Genomic DNA, 23,222 nt, shown 5'->3' with positions numbered 1-23,222 from the left:
GGCATCAAGCAAAAATCATACCCTCATCAAACAATTACCTGGCCACGGAGACTAGAATGGTGCTCACTGGCCTCCCACGGGATCACTGCATGTGGCAGAACAATATCAATGACTTCGACCGGGTCGTCGCCATCGGCGGTGGGCACGGTCTGGGCCGCGTGCTCTCCTCCCTTTCATTTTTGGGGTCCCGGCTGACGGGCATAGTCACCACCACAGACGACGGCGGCTCCACCGGGCGGCTACGCAAGAGCCAGGAGTGCATCGCCTGGGGCGATTTGCGCAACTGCCTCAACCAGCTGGTGACCACCCCCAGCATCGGCAGCCAGCTGTTCGAGCACCGCTTCACCGGCCGCGGCGAGCTGGCGGGCCACAACCTCGGCAACCTGATGCTGCTGGCCCTCGACAACCTCTGTGTCCGCCCCCTGGATGCCATCCGGCTCATCAGCGACATGCTGGAAATCGAGCCGAAGCTGCTGCCCATGTCAGAACAGCCCACGGATCTCTGCGCCCACACCCTCTGCGGTGACCAGATCCTGGGGGAAGTCTCCATCGATCAGCTCACCACGCCGCCACGGGCCCTGAGCCTGAATCCGGTCGTGCCGGCCACCCGCGAGGCCGCCCTGGCCCTGAGCCAGGCCGACATGATCATTCTGGGGCCGGGCAGCTTCCTCACCTCCGTCATGCCCCCTCTGCTGCTGCGCGACCTCGCCGAGGCGATCCGCGGCAGCAGTGCCATCGTCGTCTTCATCAGCAATCTGGTGGCCGAGACGGGACCAGCGGGTCAGTTGACACTGCTGGACCAGCATCGCTGGCTGGAAGAGCGGATAGGCAAGGGCCGGATCGATGCCATTCTGGCCCCCGAAGGTCAGGGATGCCCCGAGCTGCAGCCTTGCCTCGTCCAGGCCAACCTGGGTGAGGCCGCCCTGCCCCATCGCCACGATCGCATCAAGCTCAGGCAGGCGCTGGATGGCGTCATCCTCAACTGGCACATCGAGCATGACAAGGCGGGCTGAGCCGCCGGGCCTCAGTGAAACTGGGACAGGTGGGAGAAGACCTGGGGCAGGGAGTGCTCCAGCTCGGCCAGCAGTCGGCCAGCCTCCTGGGCATCTTCCCGCCGACAGGCGAGTTCAAGGGCCATGACCTGCCGATAGCTGGGCTCGGCACCATAGCTGCCACAAGAGGATTTCATGCTGTGGGCGAGGCGGGCCAGTGCGGACCAGTCTCGCCGTTCATAGAGAGGCCTCAGCTGGGCCAGCTGCTCCCCCACCTCTTCGACGAACACCGAGATGACCACGGGCATCATCTCGTGACCTATGTCATCTGCCAGTTGCCGCAGCACCTTCTGATCCAGCCACTCCATCTTCTCTTCCCTATGATGGTATTCAAACAGACCACAATATAGCCGATTGGGACACCCGCTGTCATCCACCCTTCCACCACGGGCAGACCGCAGTGGTTGGGCCATAATGTGAGCGCCATCAAACTCTCGGTACGACACGCTCGCGGGATCAGAGATAAATGTTGTCACAAAATTAACAATGACGTAACAATGCAACCCATGAGAATGATGCGGCTCAGCAACACCTCTCTCATCCCTTTTTGCCTGTATGGCTGCTGCGAAGAACCAGGGTAGGATTCTACCCTGGTATTTTTTTATGTCTGGCTCGGCAGTACGGCGTTATTGCCATACTCCAGCTCCCCCAGCCGGAACAGGCAGAACTCCCCTGGCACCATCTTCACCCAGCTCTCATTGCCGGTGAGCGGCCGGGTGGCGACCAGGGTCACCACGTCGTTCGGGGTGGTTTCGCTCTGAAAGTCGATGGCCACGTCCTCATCCAGCAGGCGGGCCTCGCCAAAGGGCGCCCTGCGCGTCAGCCAGTAGAGGTTGTTGCTGCAATAGGTCATCACGAACTCCCCGTCCGACAGCAGCATGTTGAACACCCCGAGCCCGCGCAGTTCGTCGCACAGGGTCGCGAGGTAGCGGAACATCGCGGGGAAATTCGCCGGGCGCTTGGGGTATTTGTGCTCCAGCCTGTCGAGCAGCCAGCAGAAGGCGTGCTCGCTGTCGGTGTCGCCGACCGGACGATGACGCCCGGTCGGCAGCTTCTTGTAACCGGTCAGCTGGCCGTTGTGGGCAAAGGTCCAGTAGCGCCCCCACAGCTCACGGGTGAAGGGGTGGGTGTTCTCGAGCGACACGCAGCCCCGGTTGGCCTGCCGGATGTGGCTGACCACGGCGCGGCTCTTGATGGGCAACGCCTGCACCAGCTTGGCGATGGGGGACTGGGCGCTGGGCTCGGGATCCTTGAAGGTGCGAAAGCCTCGCCCCTCGTAGAAGGTGATCCCCCAGCCATCCTTGTGGGGGCCCGTCTTGCCGCCCCTCAGCATCAGCCCGGTAAAGCTGAAGCAGATGTCGGTCGGCACATTGGCGCTCATGCCGAGCAATTCGCACATATCCCGTCAACCCCCTGAAATACTTGATTCTTTCTGCTTCAATCGGGGAATCCTCTTAGGCGAGACGCCGCGGCGTCTCGCCATCCCCGTCTGATTATTTCACCATCTCTTTCTCGACCAGCTGGATCAGGATGTGGATCACCTTGATGTGCACTTCCTGGATGCGGTCGGCGTAGCCGAAGTGCGGCACCCGGATCTCGACGTCCGCCAGACCCGCCATCTTGCCGCCATCCTTGCCGGTCAGGGCGATCACCTTCATGCCCTTGGCACGGGCCGCCTCGATGGCCTTGAGGATGTTGCCGGAGTTACCGCTGGTGGAGATGCCGAGCAGCACGTCGCCACGGCGGCCGACCGCTTCCACATAGCGGGAGAACACATGGTCATAGCCAAAGTCGTTGGAGACGCAGGAGAGGTGGCTCGGGTCGGAGATGGCGATGCCGGCGTAACCGGGACGGTTCTCGCGATAGCGGCCGGTCAGCTCCTCGGCGAAGTGCATGGCGTCGCAGTGAGAGCCGCCGTTGCCACAGGAGAGCACCTTGCCTTCCTCCTTGAAGGAGTCGGCGAGCAGCTTGGCCGCCGCTTCGATGTTCTTCAGATTTTGCTCGTCTGCCAGGAACGCCTGGAGCACGCTGGCAGCTTCGGTCAACTCGTTGCGGATCAGTTCTTGGTACATGGTCTTTGAGATCTCGTCGTCCAACATAGGGTGGCCGCATTGTCGCACAAGCCAGCCCAATCGTCGCCCCCCGCCCGCCAAGATGCGGCGCACGACCCGTTATGCCGATCACAGCGCCAAGGTAACAGGCTTGTAAACAGCTTGATAAGTTTGTGCGTATGAATTACAACAGGGCCACATCCAACAGGTCAGACCTCTGGATCAGTTAACCCCAGTTTCCCAACTTCGGCAATTCATGCAAGGAGCGAAAAATGACGACGACCCTCACTCTGTTCGGGGTGATCCTGGTGATCGGCGCCATGGCCTACCGCCGGGCGTCCCTGTTCACCGCCACGCTTGCCACGGCCGCCGCCCTGGTCGCCGGCGCCCTCTATGGCCATGTGCCCCTGCTGGTGTGGGTGCTGTTCGCCGTAATCGCCATTCCCCTCAACCTGGTGGAGTTTCGCCGCAACCAGCTGACCAAACCCCTGTTCAAGATCTACAAGTCCATCATGCCGGAGATGTCCCGTACCGAGAAGGAAGCCATCGAGGCGGGGACGACCTGGTGGGAAGCGGATCTGTTTGCCGGCAATCCGGACTGGAAGAAGCTGCACGCCATTCCGGTGAGCACGCTGTCAGCCGAAGAGCAGGCCTTCATGGACGGCCCGGTGGAAGAAGTGTGCCGCATGGTCAACGACTGGGAGGTGACCCACGAGCGGGCCGATCTCTCCCCCGAGGTATGGCAGTACCTGAAGGACAACAAGTTCTTCGCCATGATCATCAAGAAGAAATACGGGGGCCTGGAGTTCTCCGCCTACGCCCAGTCCTGCGTGCTGCAGAAGCTGTGCGGCGCCAGCGCCGTGCTGGCTTCCACCGTCGGCGTGCCCAACTCCCTGGGGCCGGGGGAACTGCTGCAGCACTACGGCACCGAGGAGCAGAAAGACCACTACCTGCCCCGCCTGGCCATAGGCAAGGAGATCCCCTGCTTCGCCCTGACCAGCCCGGAAGCGGGCTCGGACGCCGGCTCCATCCCCGACTTCGGCATCGTCTGCAAGGGCGAGTGGGAAGGGGAAGAGGTGATCGGCATGCGCCTCACCTGGAACAAGCGCTACATCACCCTCGCCCCCATCGCCACCGTGCTGGGCCTCGCCTTCAAGCTGCGTGACCCGGACCACCTGCTGGGTGAGGAAGAAGAGCTCGGCATCACCTGCGCCCTCATTCCGACCCACATCAAGGGCGTCGAGATCGGCCGCCGCCACTTCCCCCTCAACGTGCCGTTCCAGAACGGCCCGACCCGCGGCAAGGAGGTGTTCGTGCCGCTCGACTTCATCATCGGCGGCCCGGCCATGGCCGGTCAGGGCTGGCGCATGCTGGTGGAGTGCCTCTCGGTCGGTCGCGGCATCACCCTGCCCTCCAACAGCACGGGCGGCGTCAAGATGCTGGCCCTGGCCACCGGTGCCTACAGCCGCATCCGTCGCCAGTTCAAGCTGCCCATCGGCAAGATGGAAGGGATTGAAGAGCCGCTGGCCCGCCTGGGGGGCAACGCCTACATCATGGGCGCCGCCGCCAAGCTGACGGTGACCGGCATCGACTTGGGTGAAAAGCCCTCTGTCATCTCCGCCATCGTCAAGTACCACCTCACCGACCGCGCCCAGAAGTGCATCATCGACGCCATGGACATCCACGGCGGCAAGGCCATCTGCATGGGCCCCAACAACTACCTGGCCCGCGGTTATCAGGGCGCCCCCATCGCGGTCACCGTCGAGGGGGCCAACATCCTGACCCGCAGCATGATCATCTACGGCCAGGGGGCCATCCGCTGCCACCCCTATGTGTTGCCGGAGATGCTGGCCGCCAGCCACCCGGACAAGGAGCAGGCCCTCAAGGACTTCGACAAGGCGGTATTCAGCCACGTGGGCTTCGCCATCAGCAACCTGGTGCGCAGCTTCTGGCTGGGGTTGACCGGCGCCCGCTTCGCCGCCGCCCCTTACAAGGATCAGACCAAGGGCTACTACCAGCAGCTCTCCCGCCTCTCCGCCAACCTGGCGTTCCTCTCCGACATGGCGATGGGCACCCTGGGTGGCGAGCTCAAGCGCAAGGAGCGGGTCTCCGCCCGCCTCGGGGACGTGCTGAGCCAGCTCTATCTGGCCTCCAGCGCCCTCAAGCGCTATCAGGACGAGGGACGCCAGCAGGCCGACCTGCCGCTGCTGCACTGGGCGCTGCAAGATGCCCTGTTCAAGGCTCAGGAAGCGATCGACGAGCTGCTGCGCAACTTCCCGCATCGCTGGATTGGGCTGGCCCTGCGCGCCGTCGTGCTGCCGCTGGGTCGCGACCTGAAGCGTCCCTCCGACAAGCTCGACAGCCAGGTGGCCCGTCTGCTGCAGGCGCCGAGCGCGACCCGCAGCCGCCTGGCCGAAGGGCAGTACCTCACCCGCGAGGAGGGCAACCCCTTCGGTCTGCTGGAACAGGCTCTCGACGACGTGCTGGCCGCCGAGCCGCTGTTTGACAAGGTATGCAAGGCCGAAGGCAGCAAGCGTCCCTTCACCCAGCTCGACAAGGTGGCGGAGGCCGGTCTGGCGCTCGGGGTCATCAACCCGACCGAGGCCGAGCTGTTGCGCCGCGCCGAAGAGAGTCGCCTGCGCACCATCAACGTCGATGACTTCGACCCCGTCGATCTGGTGGCCAACAAGGCGCTGTTTGAGGCTTCTGCCTATCACAGGGCTGCCTGATCCCCTGCATGTCAACACGCCTCCCTCCGGGAGGCGTTTTTCATGGTGCGCTCTGCCCGATTGAGACCGGAGAAGGGAGATAAACCGGCGGGATCATATTTTGGATATCTAGCCGTTTCTTATCTTGAATGAAGCGGTTAAGGTAAGCACAGGATCACACACAGGATTGCGTAATGGATGATCAAATCCTGATTATTGACGATGACGATCTTCCCACATCAGCAGAGCGCCCCGCCGGCTGGAAGGTGATGATAGTGGACGACGAACCCGAAGTTCACCGCATCACCAAGATCACCCTGAACAAGTTCGAGTTCGACGGCAAACCCATTGATTTCCTGCACGCCTATTCCGCCGCCGAGGCCAAGGCGCTGCTCGCCATCACGCCGGATGTCGCCCTGCTGCTGCTCGACGTCGTCATGGAAGCCGACCACGCCGGTCTCGAGGTGGTCAAGTTCGTCCGCGACGAGCTGCAAAACAAGATGGTTCGCATCGTGCTGCGAACCGGCCAGCCCGGTCAGGCCCCGGAAGATGACGTCGTCACCAACTACGACATCAACGACTACAAGGACAAGACCGAGCTCACCTCCCAGAAGCTGCGCACCCTGCTGCGCGCCAGCCTGCGCTCCTACCGGGACATCCGCACCCTGGAGAGCAATCGCCAGGGACTGGAGAAGGTCATCGAAGCCTCCAAGGGGATCTTCGAGCAGCGCGCCCTGCGCCAGTTCGTCGAGGGGGCGCAGACCCAGCTCAGCGCCCTGCTCAACCTGGAAGAGTCCCAGATCTACGACGTGAAGCACCTGGCCTACGAGGTGCGGGATCAGGTACTGGAGCCCCTGCTCAGCGACGGCCCGGCCCTGCTGCTCTCCGATGCCCCGGCCATACTGCGCCACGCCATGACCAGGGGGGCCAATGTCTACGACGGCAACCAGATGGTGCTCTATTGCCAGAACCCCCGTCACCACCTGCTGTTCCACATCGAGACCACCCGTCCTCTCAGCCAGATGGACACCGGCCTGCTGAGCCTGTTCACCGAGAACATCATAGTGGCGCTGGAGAACATCCGGCTCAACGAGGTGATCGGCGACAACCAGCGCGAGATCATCTACCGCATCGGCGAGCTGGTGGAGAGCCGCTCCAAGGAGTCCGGCCTGCACGTCAAGCGGGTGGCCCTCTACACCGAGCTGTTCTGCCAGTTGCTCGGCATGAACGAGGAGAGGTGTGAACTCATCAAGCGCGCCTCCCCCCTGCACGACATCGGCAAGGTGGGGATCCCGGACGCCATCCTGCACAAGCCGGGCAAGCTCACCCCGGAGGAGTGGGAGATCATGAAGACCCATGCCCAGCTGGGGCAGGACATGCTCTCCGGCAGTGATCTGGCGCTGTTCCAGATAGGTGCCACCATCGCCGGCAACCATCACGAGAAGTGGAACGGCACCGGCTACCCCCGCGGGCTCAAGGGTGACGCCATCCCGCTGGAGGGGCGCATCGTCGCCCTGGCGGACGTGTTCGATGCCCTGGGCTCGGATCGCTGCTACAAACGGGCCTGGCCGCTGGAACAGGTGCTGGCGCTGATCAAGGAGGAGAAGGGTGAGCACTTCGATCCCCATCTGGTGGATCTGATGCTGGCCAATCTGGAGAAGTTCCTCGACATCCGCGAGCAGTACAAGGACATCTATATCGGCACCCACTGATATCTTTGTGTTCCCCGCGCCGCCACCTCGCCATCATGAAGAAGCCGCCCATCGGGCGGCTTCTTCGCAATGCACTGGGGCTATTGCTCCGGCAGATTGAGATCCAGCTTGGGCGCCGGGGCGACCTCGGCGTGCTGCGCCTTCTGCGCTGCCATCGCCTTGCGCAGGGTGCGGCGCTTCTGCAGCAGGATGAAGCCGCCCGCCCCCAGCAAGAGCAGCAGCACACCCCCGCCCCCCAGGGCCCAGGGCAGCCAGACAGGACTCTCACGCTCCTCAAACTTGGCCTTGGCCGGCTTGGCCGCCGAGGTGGCCGGAGCCGCCGAGGGAACGGGGGCCGGTGGCGGCATGATGGTGAACGACTTGACCGGCAGCTGCAGCCGCACTTCACGGCCGAGCCGGGTCGTGGCGAACAGGGTGGCCTCCACCTGATACTGGCCCGCCCCCTTGAGGGCGGAGAGATCGACGCCGAAGCTAGGCTCCTTCGCCACCTCGCTGAAGTCCAGGCTGCGCCCGGTGCCGTCGCTGGCCTTGCCCTGGATCACCACTGAGGCCGGATCCAGCTCCTCCCCATCGATGACCAGCGACAGCCTGGCCCCCGCATCACCCGAGGGGGCAGCCAGGGTGTAGCTCACCGGCAAAGGATAGAGCAGCACCTGCTGTGACTCGGCGCGGGAGAACACCTCGTTGCCCGTGCTGTAGAGGGCGCGATACTTGCCTGCCGGCACGTCCAGCACGGCCTCGGCGGTCAGCACGCCGTCTCCCGGCACCTCGTCAAGCCCCTTGCCATCGTCCAGATAATGGCCGAGCGTCTCCTCGAATATGGGCTCCCCGCGCTGGGCCGCATCGTTGAATTGCTGCAGCTTCACCGTCATGCCGAGATCCGAGAGGTAGTAGCCGGCCCCCGGCGACGCACCGTCGATCAGCAGCCGGGATTGCAGCTTGACCCGCTCCCCCTGATAGAGGCGGGCCGGCAGCGGCTCGCTTGCGACCCGGATATCGGAGAGCAGGCGCACCCGGTTGTCGGAGTCCACCTCACCGATGGCCTGCCAGGGGCCCGGCATAGGGTTGCGCACCGTGATGAGATCCTGATCCTTGAGAGCCAGCCAGCCCACCTCCGGCGGCCTGACCTTGCCCACATAGAGCTTGCTGCCATCGGGCCGCACCAGGATCACCGAGGGGGTACCCGGCTTGCGGGTGATGATGAAGGTGATCTCCTTCACGCCATAATCGATGCGAAAGCGGTTGTCGAGCAGGGGGATGTCGGAGGGTGCGAATACCTCGTTGGCCGAGGCCGAGAGGGAGGCCAGCAGCAACAGGCCGCCCCAGAGCGAACTCATTGCCGCCACAGGCAGGCACCTCCCTTCTTCTGTACCAGGTCCAGCCTGGCCTCGTGGGTCGCCACCACCTCCTCGCTGGCCCGCACCACCCTGAGAGGCGCGCGGTTGCCCTCCAGGCGGCGAATGCCGGTGTCCTGGTTGCTGTCGCTCTCGTTGCTCTCGCTGGCCAGGTTGAGCTTGGTCTGGCCACCCGTCATCAGCAGGTAGACGTCCGCCAGGATCTCCGCATCGAGCAAGGCGCCGTGCAGGGTGCGATGGGAGTTGTCGATGCCGTAGCGATCGCACAGCACATCCAGGTTGTTGCGCTTGCCCGGGAAGAGATCCCGCGCCATCGCCAGGGTATCCGTGATGCCGCAGATATCCGCCGTCTTGAAGTCGAGGCCTAACTTGCTGAACTCATAGTCCATGAAGCTCACGTCGAAGGGGGCGTTGTGGGCGATGAGCTCGGCACCGCGGATGAACTCGATGAAGTCATCCGCTATCTGGCTGAAGGAGGGCTTGTCGGCCAGGAAGGCATCCGTGATGCCGTGTACCGCGACGGCTTCAGGGTCCACCAGCCGATCCGGCTTGATATAGACGTGGAAGTGGTTGCCGGTCAGTTTGCGGTTGATCACCTCCACGCAGCCGATCTCGACGATGCGGTGCCCGAGGTAGACGGGACCGCCCGCTGTGTTCATGCCGGTGGTTTCGGTATCCAGAATGATCTGGCGGTTCAGTTGGGGTGTGCTCATGATCAAATCCATGTCAAACTTCGGTTTTACTCGCTAGTTTACCCCAAGCCTTTGGCTAAAACAGACTGATCACTCATGTTGAAACACATTGATTTATTCACGGATGGTTCCTGCCTCGGCAACCCGGGGCCCGGCGGCTACGGCGCCGTCATGGTCTACGGCAAGCATCGCAAGGAGATCTCAGCTGGCTTCCGATTGACTACCAACAACCGGATGGAACTGATGGCCGCCATCATGGGGCTGCGCACCCTGAACGAACCCTGCCGGGTGCGGCTCACCACAGACAGCCAGTATGTGCGTCAGGGCATCACCCAGTGGATCATCGGCTGGAAGAAGAAAGGCTGGATGACCGCCAACCGCCAGCCGGTCAAGAACGTCGATCTCTGGCAGGCGCTGGATGCGGAAGTGGCGCGTCACCAGATCGAATGGCTCTGGGTCAAGGGTCACTCGGGTCACCCGGAGAACGAACGCTGCGACGAGCTGGCCCGGGAAGCCGCCAGCGGCAAGCAGCTTGCCGAAGACGAAGGCTACCAGCCCTGAGGCAGGCTAGCCCCCCTGCCGCGCCATGCCCGGCGCCGCCATCGGCTCCGGCAGGCGCCAGCGGCGACGCACCGGGGTGACGGGGAAGCGCCGCTTGCGGGCGGCAATCACGTAGACGGACGCCAGGGAGCGGCAATAGTCCCGTCCCAGGCTCTCCCGCCACCAGCCTATCCGGCTCTGCCTGCCCATGAAGGAGAAGCCGAACCGTTCGTCAAACATCACCTCGCACCCGAGCAGTTGCAGCCAGTCGGTCACCCGCGCGGGGGTGAACATGCGGGCGGACCAGGGCAGATGGCGCCGCATGAAAGGCAGGTAGTGGCCAATCCCCACCAGACTGAGGGGGTTGTAACCGCTGACGATGAGCCAGCCATCGTCGGTCAGCACCCGCTCGGCTTCGCGCAGCACCTGATGGGGATCCGGCGAGAAGTCGAGGCAGTGGGCGAGCAGACAGGCATCCACGCTGCCGGAGCGCACCGGCAGGGCGAGCGGATCACCCAGGATATCCAGCAGCCGCCCGCCGGGGGCGACCCCGATCTGGTGACGAATGGTGGAACAACCGCAGGAGAGCTCGGCGCTCAGGGCGCCAATTTTCAGCAGGTGATAGCCAAACAGATGGGGGCACCAGTTGTCGAGCCTCTCCTGAAGCTCGGCAGCCACCCAGTCCCCCATGGGCAGTGCAGACCAGCTGGTCGGGATCGCGATCTGTTGTTCGGTACGTGCCAGCTGCATAATGGAACCAATCCGGGGTGCGAATGCCATCCAGTTATATAAGATCCCATCCCCAAAGAACACAAAAGAGAAGCCGAGCCATGTATACCGTCATCACAGTTCCCGCCTTTAACGACAACTACATCTGGTTGATCCGCCACGAGAATCACTGCCTGGTCGTCGATCCGGGCGAGGCCGCCCCGGTGCTGGCGCGACTGGAGGCACTGGGGTTGGTGCTCGACGCCATCCTGCTGACCCACCACCATCGCGATCACGTCGGCGGCGTCTCGGATCTGCTGCACCATTTCCCGCACGCCCGCCTCTATGGCCCCAAGCATGACCCCATGCCGGAGCATCACGGCCAGTGGCTCGATGACGGTGACAGGATCGAATGGCATGGCCTGAGTCTCGACGTCTTCCACCTGCCCGGCCACACCCATGGCCACATCGCCTATTACGGCCAGGGCATGCTGTTCTGTGGCGATACCCTCTTCAGTGCCGGCTGCGGCCGCCTGTTCGAGGGTACCCCGGCCCAGATGTACGGCTCCCTGCAACGGCTCGCGGCCCTGCCCGACGACACCCTCCTTTATTGCGCCCACGAATACACCCTCGCCAACCTGCATTTCGCCCATGCGGTCGAGCCGGACAACCCGGCGATCCAGCGGCAGATCGGGGTGATCAGCAAGCTGCGCCAGCAGGGCCTGCCGAGTCTCCCTTCCCGACTGGGGGATGAACGGCATTTCAATGTTTTTCTACGCTGCGAGCAGGACTCAGTGAAATTTTCTGCTGAAAAATACGCACTGAAATGCTTGGAAAATCCAGAGGATACCTTCACCGTCCTGCGGGCCTGGAAGGACGTTTTTTGAACAAACCTTGATCAGGGGGGCATTGCCCCTTATGATGCGAGCTGTTTTTCCATAGATGACCTGAGCGAGATGAAGCTACGAACGGCCTTATTGGCGGCGCTGTTTCTCAGCGGCTGTCAAAACCTGAGCCATCAGGATGACCGGGCGGTAACGGCAATCGAGCCGATGAAATCCCCCCAAGTCAGCAAGAAAACGTACAAGAAACACTCTTCGCGCATGCTGTTCGGCGACGAACAGATAGAAGAGCTGGATGACACTGATAACCTGTGGGTGCGTATCAGCGATGATATGCAGCTGGACTCGTACGATAACGCCCGTGTCCGGCAACAGCGTGATTGGTTGTTGCGCAATGATAAGCATATGGCGACCATTGCCAGCCGGGCTGAGCCCTACCTGTATCTGATGGTAGAGGAAATCGAACGGCGTGAGCTGCCAATGGAGCTTATTACCATCCCCATGATCGAGAGCATGTTCGATCCCAATGCCCGCTCCCGCAGCAATGCGGTCGGTCTTTGGCAGTTCGTTCCTGCGACCGGCAAGAATTTCGGCCTGCGCCACGACAACTGGTACGACGGCCGACGCGACGTCCTGGCCTCCACCAATGCCGCACTGGACTACCTGGAGTACCTGAACCGTTTCTTCGACGGCGACTGGCTGCAGACCCTGGCTGCCTACAACGCGGGCGAAGGTCGGGTGCGCAATGCCATCGTACGCAACGAGCGGGCCGGCCGGCCGACCGATTACTGGTCCTTGGACCTGCCCCGCGAGACGCGGATGTATGTGCCCAAGATCCTGGCCATGGCCGACATGATCCGCAATGCGGACCAATATAATGTCACCCTGCCGGTGCTGGCCAACAAGCCGCAGCTGCGGACCATCAACACAGGTGGCCAGATCGATCTGAACGTGGCGGCGCAGCTGGCGGGCATTTCCGCCTCCCAGCTCAAGGCGCTCAACCCGGCGCTCAAGCGGGGCGTGACCTCGCCGCGGGGTCCCTACAACCTGCTGGTGCCCGTCGAGTATGCCGATACCCTGGAGCTGGCTCTGGCCGATCTGCCCCAGCGTGAGCGGACCCGAGGTGTGCGTTCCTATCAGGTCACCAGCGGCGACACCCTGTCCCGCATCGCCCAGAATCACGGGGTGAGCGTGCAGCAGCTCAAGCTCGCGAACAATCTGCGCGGCAACAACCTGCGCCGTGGCCAGAGCCTAATCATCCCCAATGGCGGCAAAGCCATGGTGAGCCAGACCGCCCAGAGCAAGCCGCAGCAACTGGCGAGCCGCAGTGGCAGCAAGGTGCATTACCGGGTGCGCTCCGGCGACAATCTGTGGAGCATCAGCCAGGCGCACGGGGTCACCCACGCCGATCTGGCCAAGTGGAACGGTCTGAACGCCAAGTCGTCCCTGAAGCCGGGCATGAAGCTGGTGGTCTGGCCCAAGCAAGGCAAGGGCAGCAACAAGTCCATGGTGTACCAGGTGCGCCGCGGTGACTCCCTCTCCTCCATCGCCGCCCGTTTCCAGGTCGCCGTCAACGACGTGATGCGCTGGAATCAGCTCGGCAAGAGCGACTACCTCAAGCCGGGTCAGGAGCTGACCCTGTTCGTGAAGAACAACAGCTGATCGCTCATCAAAACCCAAAAAAATACCCCGCGAATGCGGGGTATTTTTTTGTCTGCCATCCGGCCCCGTCAGGGGGTGATGGCCTGGGCCGCGAATCGCGCCAGGATGGGATTGTGATCCGAAGAATCGGTGGCCGGGGAACTCACCTCCACCAGATCCAGGTTGCGGTAGTAGAGGTGGTCCAGCGGACGGCCGAAGGCGGTGCGACGCAAGTCGGGCACCGGGACGGCCTCCTGCAGCCCGAGCTCCCCCACCAGCTTGTTCAGCCAGAATTCGCGCTTGTCGCTCCAGGTGTTGAAATCCCCGGCCAGGATGACCGGCCCCTGGTGGCGATGGACGAGGGCGGTCAGATCGTTGAGCTGCTCGCGGAAGGTGGCCATCCCCAACTCGAAGTTGACCGCGTGCAGGTTCACCACCAGCACGCCGTCAGGATCCCCCTGCAGGGGATACAGGCTCACCAGCCCGGACTTGGGGATGCGCAGCAGGGGCTCGGGGGAGCGCACACCGCAGACGAAGGCCTGGGGCGTCTTGGCGACCGTCATGACGCCGAAGGAGACGCCGCCCTGGGTGAAGGCCTGCAACTGCTGCCACTGGAAATCGCCTCGCCGCAGCCAGTCCAGCATCTCGGGTCGGGTTGCCGACTCCTGCAGCAGCACCAGATCCTGGGATTTGGCATACTGGTCCAGCCCTTCGCGCCAGTTCTTGCGCTGTCCCTTGTAGAGATTCCAGACAGTGATGCCAAACTCCCGGGGCAAGGCGGTGGAGGCGAGAGCCACCAGCGGGGGGCGATCGCAGCTGGCGCCGGGCACTATGCCGGCGGCCGTGACCAGATGATCCTGATCCGGCACCTCGAAACAGCCGACCAGACCCAGTGTCAGCAGGGAGGTCCCCAGAATCCGATAACTATTTTTCATTGGCTAACAATCACCTGCCTCTGCAAGGCGCCATGGCCCTCACAGAGCTCATGATCGCCGACTAGTCTCATTATTCGTGTCCGGCCCGACTCACCCACGAGGGATCCCGCCATGGCGAGACAGCACCAGTACCGCGTGACATTTTATGATCAACAAGGAACCTGTCATCAAGTGGAGCTTTCCACCGTCTATCAGATCAGGCGGGATCCCCAGTGCGATCTCTGCCTGTTTGACACCCATCAGTGCGTCGGCTCGGAAGAGATGCTGGAGCGCATGATACGGCAAAAAACCGGGCTTGAGCAGGAAATATCCATCATCAATGCCCGGCTGATCTGACCCGCGTCAGACCGGGACCGGGCGGGATTTACCCTGATCGTCGATGGCCACGTAGGTAAATACCCCCTCGGTCACGCAGTAGCGCTGGGCCTCGTTCTCCCGCAGCACCGGCTTGACCCAGACCTCCAGCTTGAGGCGCATGGAGCTTCGCCCTATCTTCAGGCAGCGCCCGTAGCAGCACACCACGTCCCCCACCTTGACCGGGCTGTGGAAGGTCATCCCCTCGACCGAGACGGTGCAGATGCGTCCCTTTGCCAGCTCCTTGGCCATGATGCCCCCACCTATATCCATCTGGGACATGATCCACCCCCCGAAGATATCGCCATTGGGGTTGGTATCGGCTGGCATCGCCAGGGTTCTCAGCAACAGTTCCCCATCGGGGTGACGCTTTGTCTCTTCCATCATTACCGCTCTCTCTGTCATGGATGGCGGCATGATAGGGGGCGATCCCGCCCTTGGCAAACCTCAATTGCCCTCAGGCCCGCGCCAGACCTGGCTCCCACACGTGGTCAGCCGCCATGGCAATCCGACAGCATCCCTGGCTCACCCCTTCAGGGCGGTCTGCTCGGCAAACCAGTGGGCCGGATCCGGCCAGCGATAGACGAAACCGTGCCGCAGGCAGATGCGCTGCCCCTCGATGGGGGCAAAGTCGCCGACCGGCTCGATGAATTGCGGGGGCACCAGCCCGAGCAGACGGCTCGCGAAGGGGTAGAGCTGCTCCCGCCTCGGGTGGACAGGGGCACTCAGGTTGTAGGTCTCCCCATCCAGCCCCTGAGCCAGCATCAGCTGGCAGGCAGCCACCACGTCGTCCAGGTGCACCAGATTCACCGCCTGCCCGCCCCCCGCCAACGTCTTGCCCGCGAGGAAACGCCCTGGATGGCGATCGGGGCCGTAGAGGCCGGCCGGGCGCAGCACCATGGCGCAGGCAAAGCCGGCGTCCAGCACGGCGAGCTCGGCTGCCCGCATTCGCATCCCTCTCTCGTGGGCAGGGGCAGGCGTCTCTTCCTCCCCCTGCCCGGGCGCCCATACCGAGGTCGCGCTGATAAACAGCACTCTCTGCACTCCCGCCATCAGGGCCAACCGGCACAGCCGGGCCACCGATGCCGGGTAATCCCGGGTCTTGCTGGGGGGCACGCAGATCACCAGGTCACGGCAGCGAAACGGCAGCGTCTCCATCTCGGGGGCGAGCAGCAACGGCCAGGCGGCGATGCCCTCCCCTCGCAGTCGCCCGGCCTTTTCGGCGCTGCTGACCGTCACCGCGACCCGCTGGCCCGACCGCTGCAGCGCCTGTGCCAGCGGCAACCCCAGCCAGCCGGCGCCGACGATGCCCGTCTGATACTCATGTTCGTGCGTCATTCCAGGATCCTGACAAAAAAAAACGGCCATCCAATGATGACCGTCGAAAGTAACGAAGGAAATAGCCGGATGAGCCGGTTACCTCCCACAGCGGGAAAATCGGGAGCGCACGCTCCTAATTCGTGGGCCTATCCTAGTGGCAGCGCCACTAAAAAGCTTTGAAGCGGATCACAGTTGAAAAGGATTTCTGAAAGCGCTTTCAATGTCTTGTGAAAAAGTCGGCCCACTTGGGGCCAACTTTATGACTCAGGCCACCGACTCCCGACGCACCAGTTCCGCTTCAAACTTGAGCGCCAGCCCCTCTACCGGCTTGTGATCCAGCAGGCGCAGGGCCAGTTCCGCGGCCCGCTCTCCCATCTCCTCGATGGGGTAGCGCACCGTGGTGAGCTTGGGATAGATGTAACGGGCATAGGGGATGTCGTCGAAGCCGACCACAGACACCTGCTGGGGGATCTTGTAACCCCGCTCCAGCAGGCAGGAGATGGCCCCCGCCACCATGGCATCGTTGAAGCCCAGGACGGCGGTGAACTCGACCCCGCGCTCCAGCAGCTCGCTCATGGCCACATAGCCGCCCTTCTCGTCGGCGTAGGCGCGACCGATGAGGGATTGATCCAGTTCGATGCCCGCCCGTTCCAGGGCGAAGCGATAACCGGCCATCCGCTGCTGACCATCGACGAACTCCTCGTCATCCGAGGTGACGAAGGCTATCTTGCGGTGGCCCGCGTCCAGCAGATGCTGGCAGGCCGTGGTGATGCCCGCCTGGTTGTCCAGCCAGACACAGCGCTCCTCGCAACCCGGCACCTGGCGGTTGATGAAGACGATGGGGGTCGTGCCCGACGCCAGCTCGCTCAACTCTTCGTCAGGCAGGGCCTTGCTGTGCAGGATCAGGGCGTCGCACTGGCGTTGCAGCAGCGCCTGGATGGCGTGACGCTCCCTGGCCGCATCGTGGTTGCCGGAGACGACGATGGTGAACTTGTTCGCCTTGTCGACCATGCTCTCGATGCCGCGCATCATCTGGGCGAAGAAGGGGCCGCCACACAGATCGCCCACCAGCACGCCGATGCAGTTGGAACGTTTGCTTACCAGGGCCTGGGCGAAGCTGTTTGGACGAAAGCTGAGCTCCTTCATGGCCGCGAGCACGGCCTCGCGCTTCTCTGGCGCCACCTGAGCCGTGTTGTTGATCACTCGAGACACCGTCGAAATGGAGACATTCGCCAGCTGAGACACATCTTTGATCGTTGCCACTCTCGATTCCTTTGTTGGGAAAGCCTGTCTGTGATGATCGGGTATTGTATCGAACCTGCCAGACCAAGACGCGGGGCCCGATCACCTGGCAGGTTTCCTTTTGTAACAAAGCTTAAGGGATGATAACCATTCTTGGGCAAGAATGGGAGGCAGTCGCGACAACGACTGCCCCCTGACTCAGTAGGCGTGATTCAGCTCGCGTTCCGACATGAAACGCAGGGGCTGCTGCAGCTTGTGCTGATAGATGAGGTCGAAGGAGAGGACGTTCTGGACATAGTTGCGCGTCTCCCGATAGGGAATGCTCTCCACCCAGACATCCATCGGCTTGTTCTCGCTCTGCTCACGCCAGCGCTTCACCCGGCCCGGGCCCGCGTTGTAGGCCGCCGCCGCCAGGATCCGGTTGCCGTCATACACGTCCAGCAGGCGCTTGAGGTAGGCGCTGCCGAGGCGAATGTTCATGGCCGGATCGAACAGCTGCTGCTCGTTGCGATAGGGGACCCCCAGCTTGCCCGCCGTCTCCCTGGCGGTGGCCGGCATCAGCTGCATCAGGCCCCGCGCCCCGACCGGCGACTGCGCCAGCGGGTAGAGGGCGCTCTCCTGACGGGAGATGGCGTAGAGCAGGCTGGTGTTCATGGTCCGCTCCTGAGCCATCTGGGAGAAGGTGCGCTTGAGCGGCAGCGGGAAGCGCAAGTCCAGCGCATCCCAGGCCTCGGCCCGGATGCTGGAGAGGATGGCCAGCTCGTGCCAGCCCTGGTTGAGGGCGATGTGACCGAACTCGAGACGTTGGGCCACGCTGTTGCGATCCATGTTGTGGATCCACTCAGAGCGGGCCGCCGTGATCTCGTTCATCGCCAGCAGCTCGCGCACCCGCAGCAGGAAGGGCCAGCGCTGGCTGGCGGTACGCCAGTCCGGCACCTTGTGCGCCACGCTCTGGTTCTTGATGCGATAGGGCACCCCGGTGCGCTGCGCCGCCATGAAGCCATAGAAGCCGCGCAGGTTCGCGGTCTCGAGATAGAGCTCCCGCGCCGGTTTCTGCCGCCCCTGCTCCTCCAGCGAGCGCGCCATCCAGTAGCGCCAGCGATCCTCCTTCTGCAGTGCCATGGGCATCCGCTTGACCCAGCCCTCCAGCCCGCGCCAGTCCTGCTCCCAGACGGCCAGGCGGGCACGCAGCTCCATCAGCTCGCCATCCTTCAGGCGCACCAGGGCCGCGTCCAGCCAGCTGCGCTGGGCGAGGGAACGATCGAGCAGCAGGCGGCGGGCGGCCGCCCGCTCCACCCGGGTCACCTCGGTGTGGTTCAGGCCGAAGCGGCGGGTCATCTCCCCCAGCTGGCGCAAGACCGCATCCGGCTGCTCATTGGCATAGCGGGCCAGTCCCAGGGAGAGCAGCTGGCGCGATGGCGGTGTCGCCATGAAGTTGGCCGGATTCATCGCCCGCACGGGTTGCTCATACAGGGCGATCATCTGATCCCCGTATCCCTTCATGCCGCTGCCGAGCTGGGCCCCCAGGTGGCGAATGAGATTGGGGTTCTGCGCCTCGAAGGCCAGGCTCATGCGCTGCCAGATCTTCTCCTGGGTGCGCAGTCCAGCCTGCTGCCAGAGATCGAACAGGGGATCGCAGGCATCGGGCCTGGACTGGCCGCTCAGCCAGAGTTTGCCGGCTTCCTTCAGGGCCTCGCTCTTGTGCCCCGTGTAGTAGCGGGCCTGATAGTGCTGACAGAGCAGATCGGTGGAGCTCGGCTTGGCCGGGTAGAAGCGCAGGAACTGGGACCATTGCTGGCTCTGGGCCAGATAGCTGAGGTAAGCGCGCTCCAGGCGGTTGGATTGGGGCGTGTCCCCGTGCTGACGGATGAAGCGGGTCACGTCGTCATAGTCCGCCGCCCCCGGCCTGAAGGCGAGCTGGTAGTAGTCCAGATAGGGCCGCAGGGGGTAATGGCTCAGGCGGGCACGAATTTGCTCGAAACGGGTCTGATCATTGGCCCGCACGGCGTCATAGCCCTCACGATAGAGGGACTGTTCCATGGTTTGCGCAAAGACGGGTGCCACTAGCCCTGGCACACACAGCGCCGATAAGATGATTCCCTGCACGGCTTTCACGAATGGCATTCTCCCTTCAAAGGCACGACCACCGCCCGCTGGCGGTGGTGACATACCTTCATTCTACCCGCTAAGCCCCCGGGCTACGCCACACTATTTTTGTCGGCAAAGGCGCTGCGTTCGCTGCGCACCAGGCGGCTGACATAGCGTTCCAGATAGGGCACGGGGAGCGGCTTGGAGGCGAGGTATCCCTGGAAGAAATGGCAGCCCTGCGCCTGCAGGAACTCCAGCTGCTGGCGGGACTCCACCCCCTCCGCCGTCACGTTGAACCCCATGTGGCGTGCCATGGCGATCACCGCCTCGACGATGGCCATGTTGTCCCCATCCTTGGGGATGTCCTGGATGAAGGAGCGGTCGATCTTGAGCTCGTCCGCCGGCAGCCGCTTGAGGTAGCTCAGGGAGGAGTAGCCGGCTCCGAAGTCGTCGATGGCGAAGCTGATGCCCAGGGTCTTGAGCTCGGTCATCTTGCTGATGGTGTCCTCCGCATGGCCGAGCACCACGGACTCGGTGATCTCCAGGTTCAGGCACGCGGGATCCATGCCGGTCGAGGCCAGCACGTCGTGAATGCGATCGACGAAATCGGGGGCATGGAACTGCTTGGCGCTGACGTTGACCGACAGCTGGGGCACGTGGATCCCGTTCTCCTCCCAGGAGACGTACTGGGTGCACGCCTCGTGCAGCACCCAGTTGCCGATGTCGACGATGAGATCCGTCTCCTCGGCGATGGGGATGAACTCGGCGGGGGAGACCAGGGCCCGGCCCGGCGGTTGCCAGCGGATCAGCGCCTCCACCCCGATGAGGTCCCCCCCCTCGACCATGTGCTGGGGCTGGTAGTGCAGGGTCAACTCCTGGTTGTCGAGGGCGCTGCGCAGCTCGTTGTGGATGAGCAGACGCCGGTCGGCCTGCAACTGCATGGAGGCATCGAAGAAGCGCCGGGTCTTGCGGCCCGCCGACTTGGCCTGGTACATGGCGGTGTCGGCCTGCTTGAGCAGATCCCCCGCCTCCTGCTCCCGTCCGGGGAAGAGGGTGATGCCGACGCTGGCCCCGATATGCAGCACCTGTCCCCCATGGCTGTAGGGGGCGGCGATTTCACCGATGAGCCGCTCCGCGATGAGGTCGGCCTGCATCTCCGCCTGGGGCGGGCTGATGGAGAGCGCCGGCAGCAGCAGCACGAACTCGTCGCCGCCGAGTCGGGCCAGGCAATCTCCCTGGCGCACCAGCCGCTTGAGCCGGCTGGCCACCTCCTTGAGCAGCCAGTCACCGGTGGCGTGGCCGAGGGAGTCGTTGATGGTCTTGAAGTGGTCGAGATCGATGAACAGCAGGGCGCCGATGAGGTGCTCACGGCTCGCCTCCGCGAACGCCTGGGCCAGGGTCTCGTGCAGCTGGCGGCGATTGGGCAGGCCGGTCAGCTCGTCGTAATAGGCGAGATCCTGGATGCGACGCTCCGCCGCCTTTCGCTCGGAGATGTCCTCGAAGAAGATGACGTAGTGGCTGATGCCCCCCTTGTCGTCCTGCACCGGGGTGACGATTTCCCACTGGGGATAGGCGCGGCCGTCGGCGTGCAGACGCAGGGTCTCCCCCTGCCAGCGATCGAGGGCGTTGAGCTCATAGCCCAGCCCACCCAGTCCCGACCAGAGATCGTTGCCAAGGTGCAGGCCTATGACCCCCTGACTGTCAAAGCCGGTGATCTGGCTGAAGGCGTAATTGACCCGCAGGATCTTGAACTCGGGATCCGTGATGATGATGCCTTCGTGGGTTTCGAACGCCACCGCAGACAGCCGCATCAGGGCATCGCTCTGCAGACGCTCCAGCTCGGCCACCATGCGCACCGAGAAGATGGTCAGCACTGAGCCCAGATCGGCGGTCTGGGTCTGGCTCGGGAACAGCAGGGCGAGATGGCCCAGGAGCTGACCACCGCGATCCAGCAGTGGCTGGGCGTAGTAATGCAGGCCGGCGGGCAGGCCCTGGCCCTCGCTCAATGGTTCACTGACGGGGGAAGGACTGGTGGCCCCCTGCCGATAGAGTTGCTGGCAGGGCATGTCGCCCAGGGCGTACTCCTTGACGTCGATGCCGTGACTCGCCAGCACCCTGAGCCGGTCGAGCCCGACCCGCTCCGTCAGCCAGACCGCGCTGGCCCCCAGGATATGGGCGAGTTCGTTGACCAGGGTCTGGCAGAAATCGAGCCCCGTCTTGGCGGAGAGCGCCTGTGCCAGCTTGGCCAGCAAGGGGGCCTGCAACAGGGGCAGTGGCGGAATGATCCCGGCGGGCGGCTCGGTGCGGCTCATCTCTCGGTGGATCATCTCGAGCGGGGCCAGCCAGCCACAGCAGAGCTGCTGGGCCGCTACATACTGACCGTACCAGAGCACATGGTGCACATTGCCCGTCTCGTCGCCGAGGTGACCGATGAATTGGCCGGACTGGCCACTGTGGTGGAGTCTGGAGAGAAAATCGGCGAAACCCGCTTCATCTTCCGGCACCAGCTGCCCGGCCCAGGGATGAGGCCCCTCCCCTGCCCAGGGCTCACAAGAGACATGATCCGACAGGCTCCACTGCTCATGCTGCCGATCATAAAACCACATCATCTGGGTGGCTTGCTGCTTCATTTACGACTCCGACACGACAACCACGTCATCCACCCCCGACTCTTGCAGAAAAGCATATCCGTTTACGCGCATATCTCCACCGGCGCATGGCAATCTTCTGCGATGCGATAACGCGATGTGGATAGAGAAAATACGAGGCGGTGCGGCGAAAACCGGATATCGGGTCGGCACAAGGCGCTGCCAAGAGGGGGACAGAAACGATCCTATTCCCTGATACTGCCTTCCTGTTTCACTGAGCTCAAGCGGTTTTTGGCATGAAACGGGAAAAGCTCACAATTTGGGGACGGTGAGATCGCCAGGGGGACATTTCGTGATTCAGATCACATTCTGATTTGACCACATGGGTAATCTGAGGGTGAAGACACAAGCAAGACGACCCGAAGGGGGCCAATATGAAAATTGAAATGACCAGCAAAATCATTGACATCACCCCAGCCATCCGCGAGCGCATTGAATCCCGTTTTGAAAAGCTCGAGCGTCTTCAGGTGCCTCTTATCACACCCCACGTGATCATCTCCAAAGAGCGTTTGATGTATATCGTCGAAGCCACGGTCGGCATCCCCAACGGCAAGCTGTTTGCGCAGGCAGAGCATGAGGATCTCTATGCCGCCATCACGGATCTGGGCCAGAAGCTGGAGCGCCAGCTCAACCGTCACACGGAGAAGCCCATCGCCCGCCGTGCCGCCGGCAAGGAAGTGGCCCAGCCGGACGAAGCGGACGCTTGATCCGGTTCCCCTCTCCATCCATTGAGCAAAAGGCGGGTCATCCCGCCTTTTTGCATGGCGCCGACTCGGCGCCCATCACCCCAGCCAGCGCAGCCTGGCATCCACTTCGCGAGAGAGTTCATCCAGCAGCGGCAGCATGAGCAGAGGATCCTCCCCCCTGGGCTCGCCACCCAGAGGGCTGGCGGCCTGCTTCCCCAGCCAGCGCTCGCGGCCCAGCGCCGAGAGGTTGTCATAGACGGCGGGATCCAGCGCCGGCGCCCGGCTCACCAGCGGGGGGGATCGCAGCGCCAGCCAGAGCCGGACGTCCGCCATGCAGCCCCCCTGCTGCAGGCGCTCGTTCAGCGCTCCGGCCTCGGTCTCCTCCATTCCCCCCTGCAGGGGGGCCTGGGGCATCAGGCCGAAGCGGGTGCGCCACGGCGTCGTGCCGGAGGCAGCCGGGGGCGGGCCCTCAAACCAGGGCTGCTCTTCCACCGCCTCGGTCAGGAGCGCCAGGTGCAGCCTGAAGTCGGCCCTGTCTCCCTGGCGGAGATCCTGGTTGAGCCGCTGGCCAAGCTGGGCCTCATCGACGAGCAGTCGGTCACGAATCGCACTGGGCAGCATGAGATAAATCTTGGAAATAAGGGTTTC

General features: G+C 63.4%; 22 protein-coding genes. 8 read left to right on the top strand and 14 right to left on the bottom strand.

Features of this window, described 5'->3' with window-relative positions; all coding sequences use genetic code 11:
- The first annotated feature begins 89 nt into the window (after positions 1 to 89).
- Positions 90 to 1,013 (top strand): gluconeogenesis factor YvcK family protein, encoded by a 924-nt coding sequence (locus R2B70_RS06590; RefSeq protein WP_209793558.1) that lies wholly within the window; start codon positions 90 to 92, stop codon positions 1,011 to 1,013.
- 11 nt (positions 1,014 to 1,024) lie between these two features.
- Here R2B70_RS06590 and R2B70_RS06585 read toward each other — a convergent pair whose 3' ends face one another.
- The 3 genes from R2B70_RS06585 to lpcA all read right to left on the bottom strand — a co-directional run bounded on the left by R2B70_RS06585 (position 1,025) and on the right by lpcA (position 3,124).
- The gene (locus tag R2B70_RS06585; protein WP_042077387.1) at positions 1,025 to 1,360 is read right to left on the bottom strand and encodes an Hpt domain-containing protein; all 336 of its coding nucleotides are present in this window, start codon (positions 1,358 to 1,360) and stop codon (positions 1,025 to 1,027) included.
- A gap of 293 nt (positions 1,361 to 1,653) precedes the next feature.
- Positions 1,654 to 2,451 carry a class II glutamine amidotransferase gene (locus R2B70_RS06580; protein ID WP_042077386.1) on the bottom strand — a complete coding sequence of 266 codons (798 nt, stop codon included), beginning with the start codon at positions 2,449 to 2,451 and terminating at the stop codon, positions 1,654 to 1,656.
- A gap of 94 nt (positions 2,452 to 2,545) precedes the next feature.
- Entirely contained in the window at positions 2,546 to 3,124 is a 579-nt protein-coding gene (lpcA, locus tag R2B70_RS06575) for a D-sedoheptulose 7-phosphate isomerase (RefSeq protein ID WP_209793557.1), read from the bottom strand.
- 251 nt (positions 3,125 to 3,375) lie between these two features.
- Between lpcA and fadE the strand changes: the two genes are divergently transcribed.
- Positions 3,376 to 5,832, top strand: coding sequence for an acyl-CoA dehydrogenase FadE (gene fadE / locus R2B70_RS06570; RefSeq protein ID WP_318162928.1), 2,457 nt, complete (start codon positions 3,376 to 3,378; stop codon positions 5,830 to 5,832).
- Positions 5,833 to 6,005: 173 nt separating this feature from the next.
- Positions 6,006 to 7,523, top strand: a complete 1,518-nt coding sequence (locus R2B70_RS06565) for an HD domain-containing phosphohydrolase (RefSeq protein ID WP_318162927.1) — start codon at positions 6,006 to 6,008, stop codon at positions 7,521 to 7,523.
- Between the two features lie 80 nt (positions 7,524 to 7,603).
- On the opposite strand, the gene R2B70_RS06560 is transcribed toward R2B70_RS06565, so the two are convergent.
- Entirely contained in the window at positions 7,604 to 8,860 is a 1,257-nt protein-coding gene (locus R2B70_RS06560) for a TIGR03503 family protein (RefSeq protein WP_042077382.1), read from the bottom strand.
- The gene (gene dnaQ, locus R2B70_RS06555; RefSeq protein WP_042077381.1) at positions 8,857 to 9,591 is read right to left on the bottom strand and encodes a DNA polymerase III subunit epsilon; all 735 of its coding nucleotides are present in this window, start codon (positions 9,589 to 9,591) and stop codon (positions 8,857 to 8,859) included. Before dnaQ ends, R2B70_RS06560 begins: the two co-directional genes overlap by 4 nt.
- A 75-nt stretch (positions 9,592 to 9,666) precedes the next feature.
- On the opposite strand from dnaQ, the gene rnhA reads away from it, so the two are divergent.
- Positions 9,667 to 10,131, top strand: a complete 465-nt coding sequence (rnhA, locus tag R2B70_RS06550; RefSeq protein ID WP_042077379.1) for a ribonuclease HI — start codon at positions 9,667 to 9,669, stop codon at positions 10,129 to 10,131.
- A gap of 6 nt (positions 10,132 to 10,137) precedes the next feature.
- Here the strand turns inward: rnhA and R2B70_RS06545 are convergent, their stop codons facing one another.
- Positions 10,138 to 10,860, bottom strand: a complete 723-nt coding sequence (locus R2B70_RS06545) for a methyltransferase domain-containing protein (protein ID WP_042077377.1) — start codon at positions 10,858 to 10,860, stop codon at positions 10,138 to 10,140.
- An 80-nt stretch (positions 10,861 to 10,940) separates the two neighbouring features.
- Between R2B70_RS06545 and gloB the strand changes: the two genes are divergently transcribed.
- Positions 10,941 to 11,705, top strand: coding sequence for a hydroxyacylglutathione hydrolase (gene gloB / locus R2B70_RS06540; protein ID WP_318162926.1), 765 nt, complete (start codon positions 10,941 to 10,943; stop codon positions 11,703 to 11,705).
- Between the two features lie 87 nt (positions 11,706 to 11,792).
- Here the strand turns inward: gloB and R2B70_RS06535 are convergent, their stop codons facing one another.
- Positions 11,793 to 12,065: a hypothetical protein gene (locus tag R2B70_RS06535; protein WP_244462931.1), complete on the bottom strand. Its 273-nt coding sequence runs from the start codon at positions 12,063 to 12,065 to the stop codon at positions 11,793 to 11,795.
- Between R2B70_RS06535 and R2B70_RS06530 the strand changes: the two genes are divergently transcribed.
- Entirely contained in the window at positions 12,066 to 13,322 is a 1,257-nt protein-coding gene (locus tag R2B70_RS06530) for a LysM peptidoglycan-binding domain-containing protein (RefSeq protein WP_318162925.1), read from the top strand.
- Between the two features lie 68 nt (positions 13,323 to 13,390).
- Here R2B70_RS06530 and R2B70_RS06525 read toward each other — a convergent pair whose 3' ends face one another.
- Positions 13,391 to 14,236, bottom strand: coding sequence for an endonuclease/exonuclease/phosphatase family protein (locus R2B70_RS06525; RefSeq protein WP_216989897.1), 846 nt, complete (start codon positions 14,234 to 14,236; stop codon positions 13,391 to 13,393).
- A gap of 111 nt (positions 14,237 to 14,347) precedes the next feature.
- On the opposite strand from R2B70_RS06525, the gene R2B70_RS06520 reads away from it, so the two are divergent.
- Positions 14,348 to 14,572 (top strand): hypothetical protein, encoded by a 225-nt coding sequence (locus tag R2B70_RS06520; protein WP_042077371.1) that lies wholly within the window; start codon positions 14,348 to 14,350, stop codon positions 14,570 to 14,572.
- Positions 14,573 to 14,578: 6 nt separating this feature from the next.
- On the opposite strand, the gene yciA is transcribed toward R2B70_RS06520, so the two are convergent.
- From yciA to R2B70_RS06495, 5 genes are all read right to left on the bottom strand, one after another.
- Positions 14,579 to 14,977: an acyl-CoA thioester hydrolase YciA gene (gene yciA, locus R2B70_RS06515; protein WP_029314261.1), complete on the bottom strand. Its 399-nt coding sequence runs from the start codon at positions 14,975 to 14,977 to the stop codon at positions 14,579 to 14,581.
- Positions 14,978 to 15,115: 138 nt separating this feature from the next.
- Positions 15,116 to 15,928, bottom strand: a complete 813-nt coding sequence (locus R2B70_RS06510) for an NAD-dependent epimerase/dehydratase family protein (protein WP_318162924.1) — start codon at positions 15,926 to 15,928, stop codon at positions 15,116 to 15,118.
- 246 nt (positions 15,929 to 16,174) lie between these two features.
- Positions 16,175 to 17,173: a LacI family DNA-binding transcriptional regulator gene (locus R2B70_RS06505; RefSeq protein WP_209793549.1), complete on the bottom strand. Its 999-nt coding sequence runs from the start codon at positions 17,171 to 17,173 to the stop codon at positions 16,175 to 16,177.
- A 177-nt stretch (positions 17,174 to 17,350) separates the two neighbouring features.
- Positions 17,351 to 19,267, bottom strand: coding sequence for a transglycosylase SLT domain-containing protein (locus R2B70_RS06500; protein ID WP_209793596.1), 1,917 nt, complete (start codon positions 19,265 to 19,267; stop codon positions 17,351 to 17,353).
- Between the two features lie 83 nt (positions 19,268 to 19,350).
- Positions 19,351 to 21,870, bottom strand: a complete 2,520-nt coding sequence (locus R2B70_RS06495; RefSeq protein WP_042077365.1) for a putative bifunctional diguanylate cyclase/phosphodiesterase — start codon at positions 21,868 to 21,870, stop codon at positions 19,351 to 19,353.
- A gap of 392 nt (positions 21,871 to 22,262) precedes the next feature.
- Between R2B70_RS06495 and hpf the strand changes: the two genes are divergently transcribed.
- The gene (gene hpf / locus R2B70_RS06490) at positions 22,263 to 22,595 is read left to right on the top strand and encodes a ribosome hibernation-promoting factor, HPF/YfiA family (protein WP_042077364.1); all 333 of its coding nucleotides are present in this window, start codon (positions 22,263 to 22,265) and stop codon (positions 22,593 to 22,595) included.
- A gap of 75 nt (positions 22,596 to 22,670) precedes the next feature.
- Here hpf and R2B70_RS06485 read toward each other — a convergent pair whose 3' ends face one another.
- A complete protein-coding gene (locus R2B70_RS06485) occupies positions 22,671 to 23,195 on the bottom strand; it encodes a VC2046/SO_2500 family protein (RefSeq protein ID WP_318162923.1) in 525 nt (174 codons plus the stop codon).
- Positions 23,196 to 23,222: the final 27 nt, after the last annotated feature.

The organism is Aeromonas sp. XH, from assembly GCF_033348475.1.
Taxonomy (GTDB): Bacteria; Pseudomonadota; Gammaproteobacteria; order Enterobacterales; family Aeromonadaceae; genus Aeromonas; species Aeromonas sanarellii.
This window is presented reverse-complemented; position numbering and strand designations above follow the sequence as displayed.

What these genes read in the sequence shown, in the direction of transcription:
- fadE (WP_318162928.1), top strand. Translation starts at nt 3,376, where the DNA reads ATGACGACGACCCTCACTCTGTTCGGGGTGATCCTGGTGATCGGCGCC.
- R2B70_RS06535 (WP_244462931.1), bottom strand. Translation starts at nt 12,065, where the DNA reads ATGCTTATCATTGCGCAACAACCAATCACGCTGTTGCCGGACACGGGC.
- R2B70_RS06510 (WP_318162924.1), bottom strand. Translation starts at nt 15,928, where the DNA reads ATGACGCACGAACATGAGTATCAGACGGGCATCGTCGGCGCCGGCTGG.
- R2B70_RS06580 (WP_042077386.1), bottom strand. Translation starts at nt 2,451, where the DNA reads ATGTGCGAATTGCTCGGCATGAGCGCCAATGTGCCGACCGACATCTGC.
- R2B70_RS06525 (WP_216989897.1), bottom strand. Translation starts at nt 14,236, where the DNA reads ATGAAAAATAGTTATCGGATTCTGGGGACCTCCCTGCTGACACTGGGT.
- R2B70_RS06590 (WP_209793558.1), top strand. Translation starts at nt 90, where the DNA reads ATGTGGCAGAACAATATCAATGACTTCGACCGGGTCGTCGCCATCGGC.
- hpf (WP_042077364.1), top strand. Translation starts at nt 22,263, where the DNA reads ATGAAAATTGAAATGACCAGCAAAATCATTGACATCACCCCAGCCATC.
- R2B70_RS06545 (WP_042077377.1), bottom strand. Translation starts at nt 10,860, where the DNA reads ATGCAGCTGGCACGTACCGAACAACAGATCGCGATCCCGACCAGCTGG.
- R2B70_RS06485 (WP_318162923.1), bottom strand. Translation starts at nt 23,195, where the DNA reads ATGCTGCCCAGTGCGATTCGTGACCGACTGCTCGTCGATGAGGCCCAG.
- yciA (WP_029314261.1), bottom strand. Translation starts at nt 14,977, where the DNA reads ATGATGGAAGAGACAAAGCGTCACCCCGATGGGGAACTGTTGCTGAGA.
- dnaQ (WP_042077381.1), bottom strand. Translation starts at nt 9,591, where the DNA reads ATGAGCACACCCCAACTGAACCGCCAGATCATTCTGGATACCGAAACC.
- R2B70_RS06560 (WP_042077382.1), bottom strand. Translation starts at nt 8,860, where the DNA reads ATGAGTTCGCTCTGGGGCGGCCTGTTGCTGCTGGCCTCCCTCTCGGCC.
- R2B70_RS06495 (WP_042077365.1), bottom strand. Translation starts at nt 21,870, where the DNA reads ATGAAGCAGCAAGCCACCCAGATGATGTGGTTTTATGATCGGCAGCAT.
- lpcA (WP_209793557.1), bottom strand. Translation starts at nt 3,124, where the DNA reads ATGTACCAAGAACTGATCCGCAACGAGTTGACCGAAGCTGCCAGCGTG.
- rnhA (WP_042077379.1), top strand. Translation starts at nt 9,667, where the DNA reads ATGTTGAAACACATTGATTTATTCACGGATGGTTCCTGCCTCGGCAAC.
- gloB (WP_318162926.1), top strand. Translation starts at nt 10,941, where the DNA reads ATGTATACCGTCATCACAGTTCCCGCCTTTAACGACAACTACATCTGG.
- R2B70_RS06565 (WP_318162927.1), top strand. Translation starts at nt 6,006, where the DNA reads ATGGATGATCAAATCCTGATTATTGACGATGACGATCTTCCCACATCA.
- R2B70_RS06530 (WP_318162925.1), top strand. Translation starts at nt 12,066, where the DNA reads ATGGCGACCATTGCCAGCCGGGCTGAGCCCTACCTGTATCTGATGGTA.
- R2B70_RS06520 (WP_042077371.1), top strand. Translation starts at nt 14,348, where the DNA reads ATGGCGAGACAGCACCAGTACCGCGTGACATTTTATGATCAACAAGGA.
- R2B70_RS06585 (WP_042077387.1), bottom strand. Translation starts at nt 1,360, where the DNA reads ATGGAGTGGCTGGATCAGAAGGTGCTGCGGCAACTGGCAGATGACATA.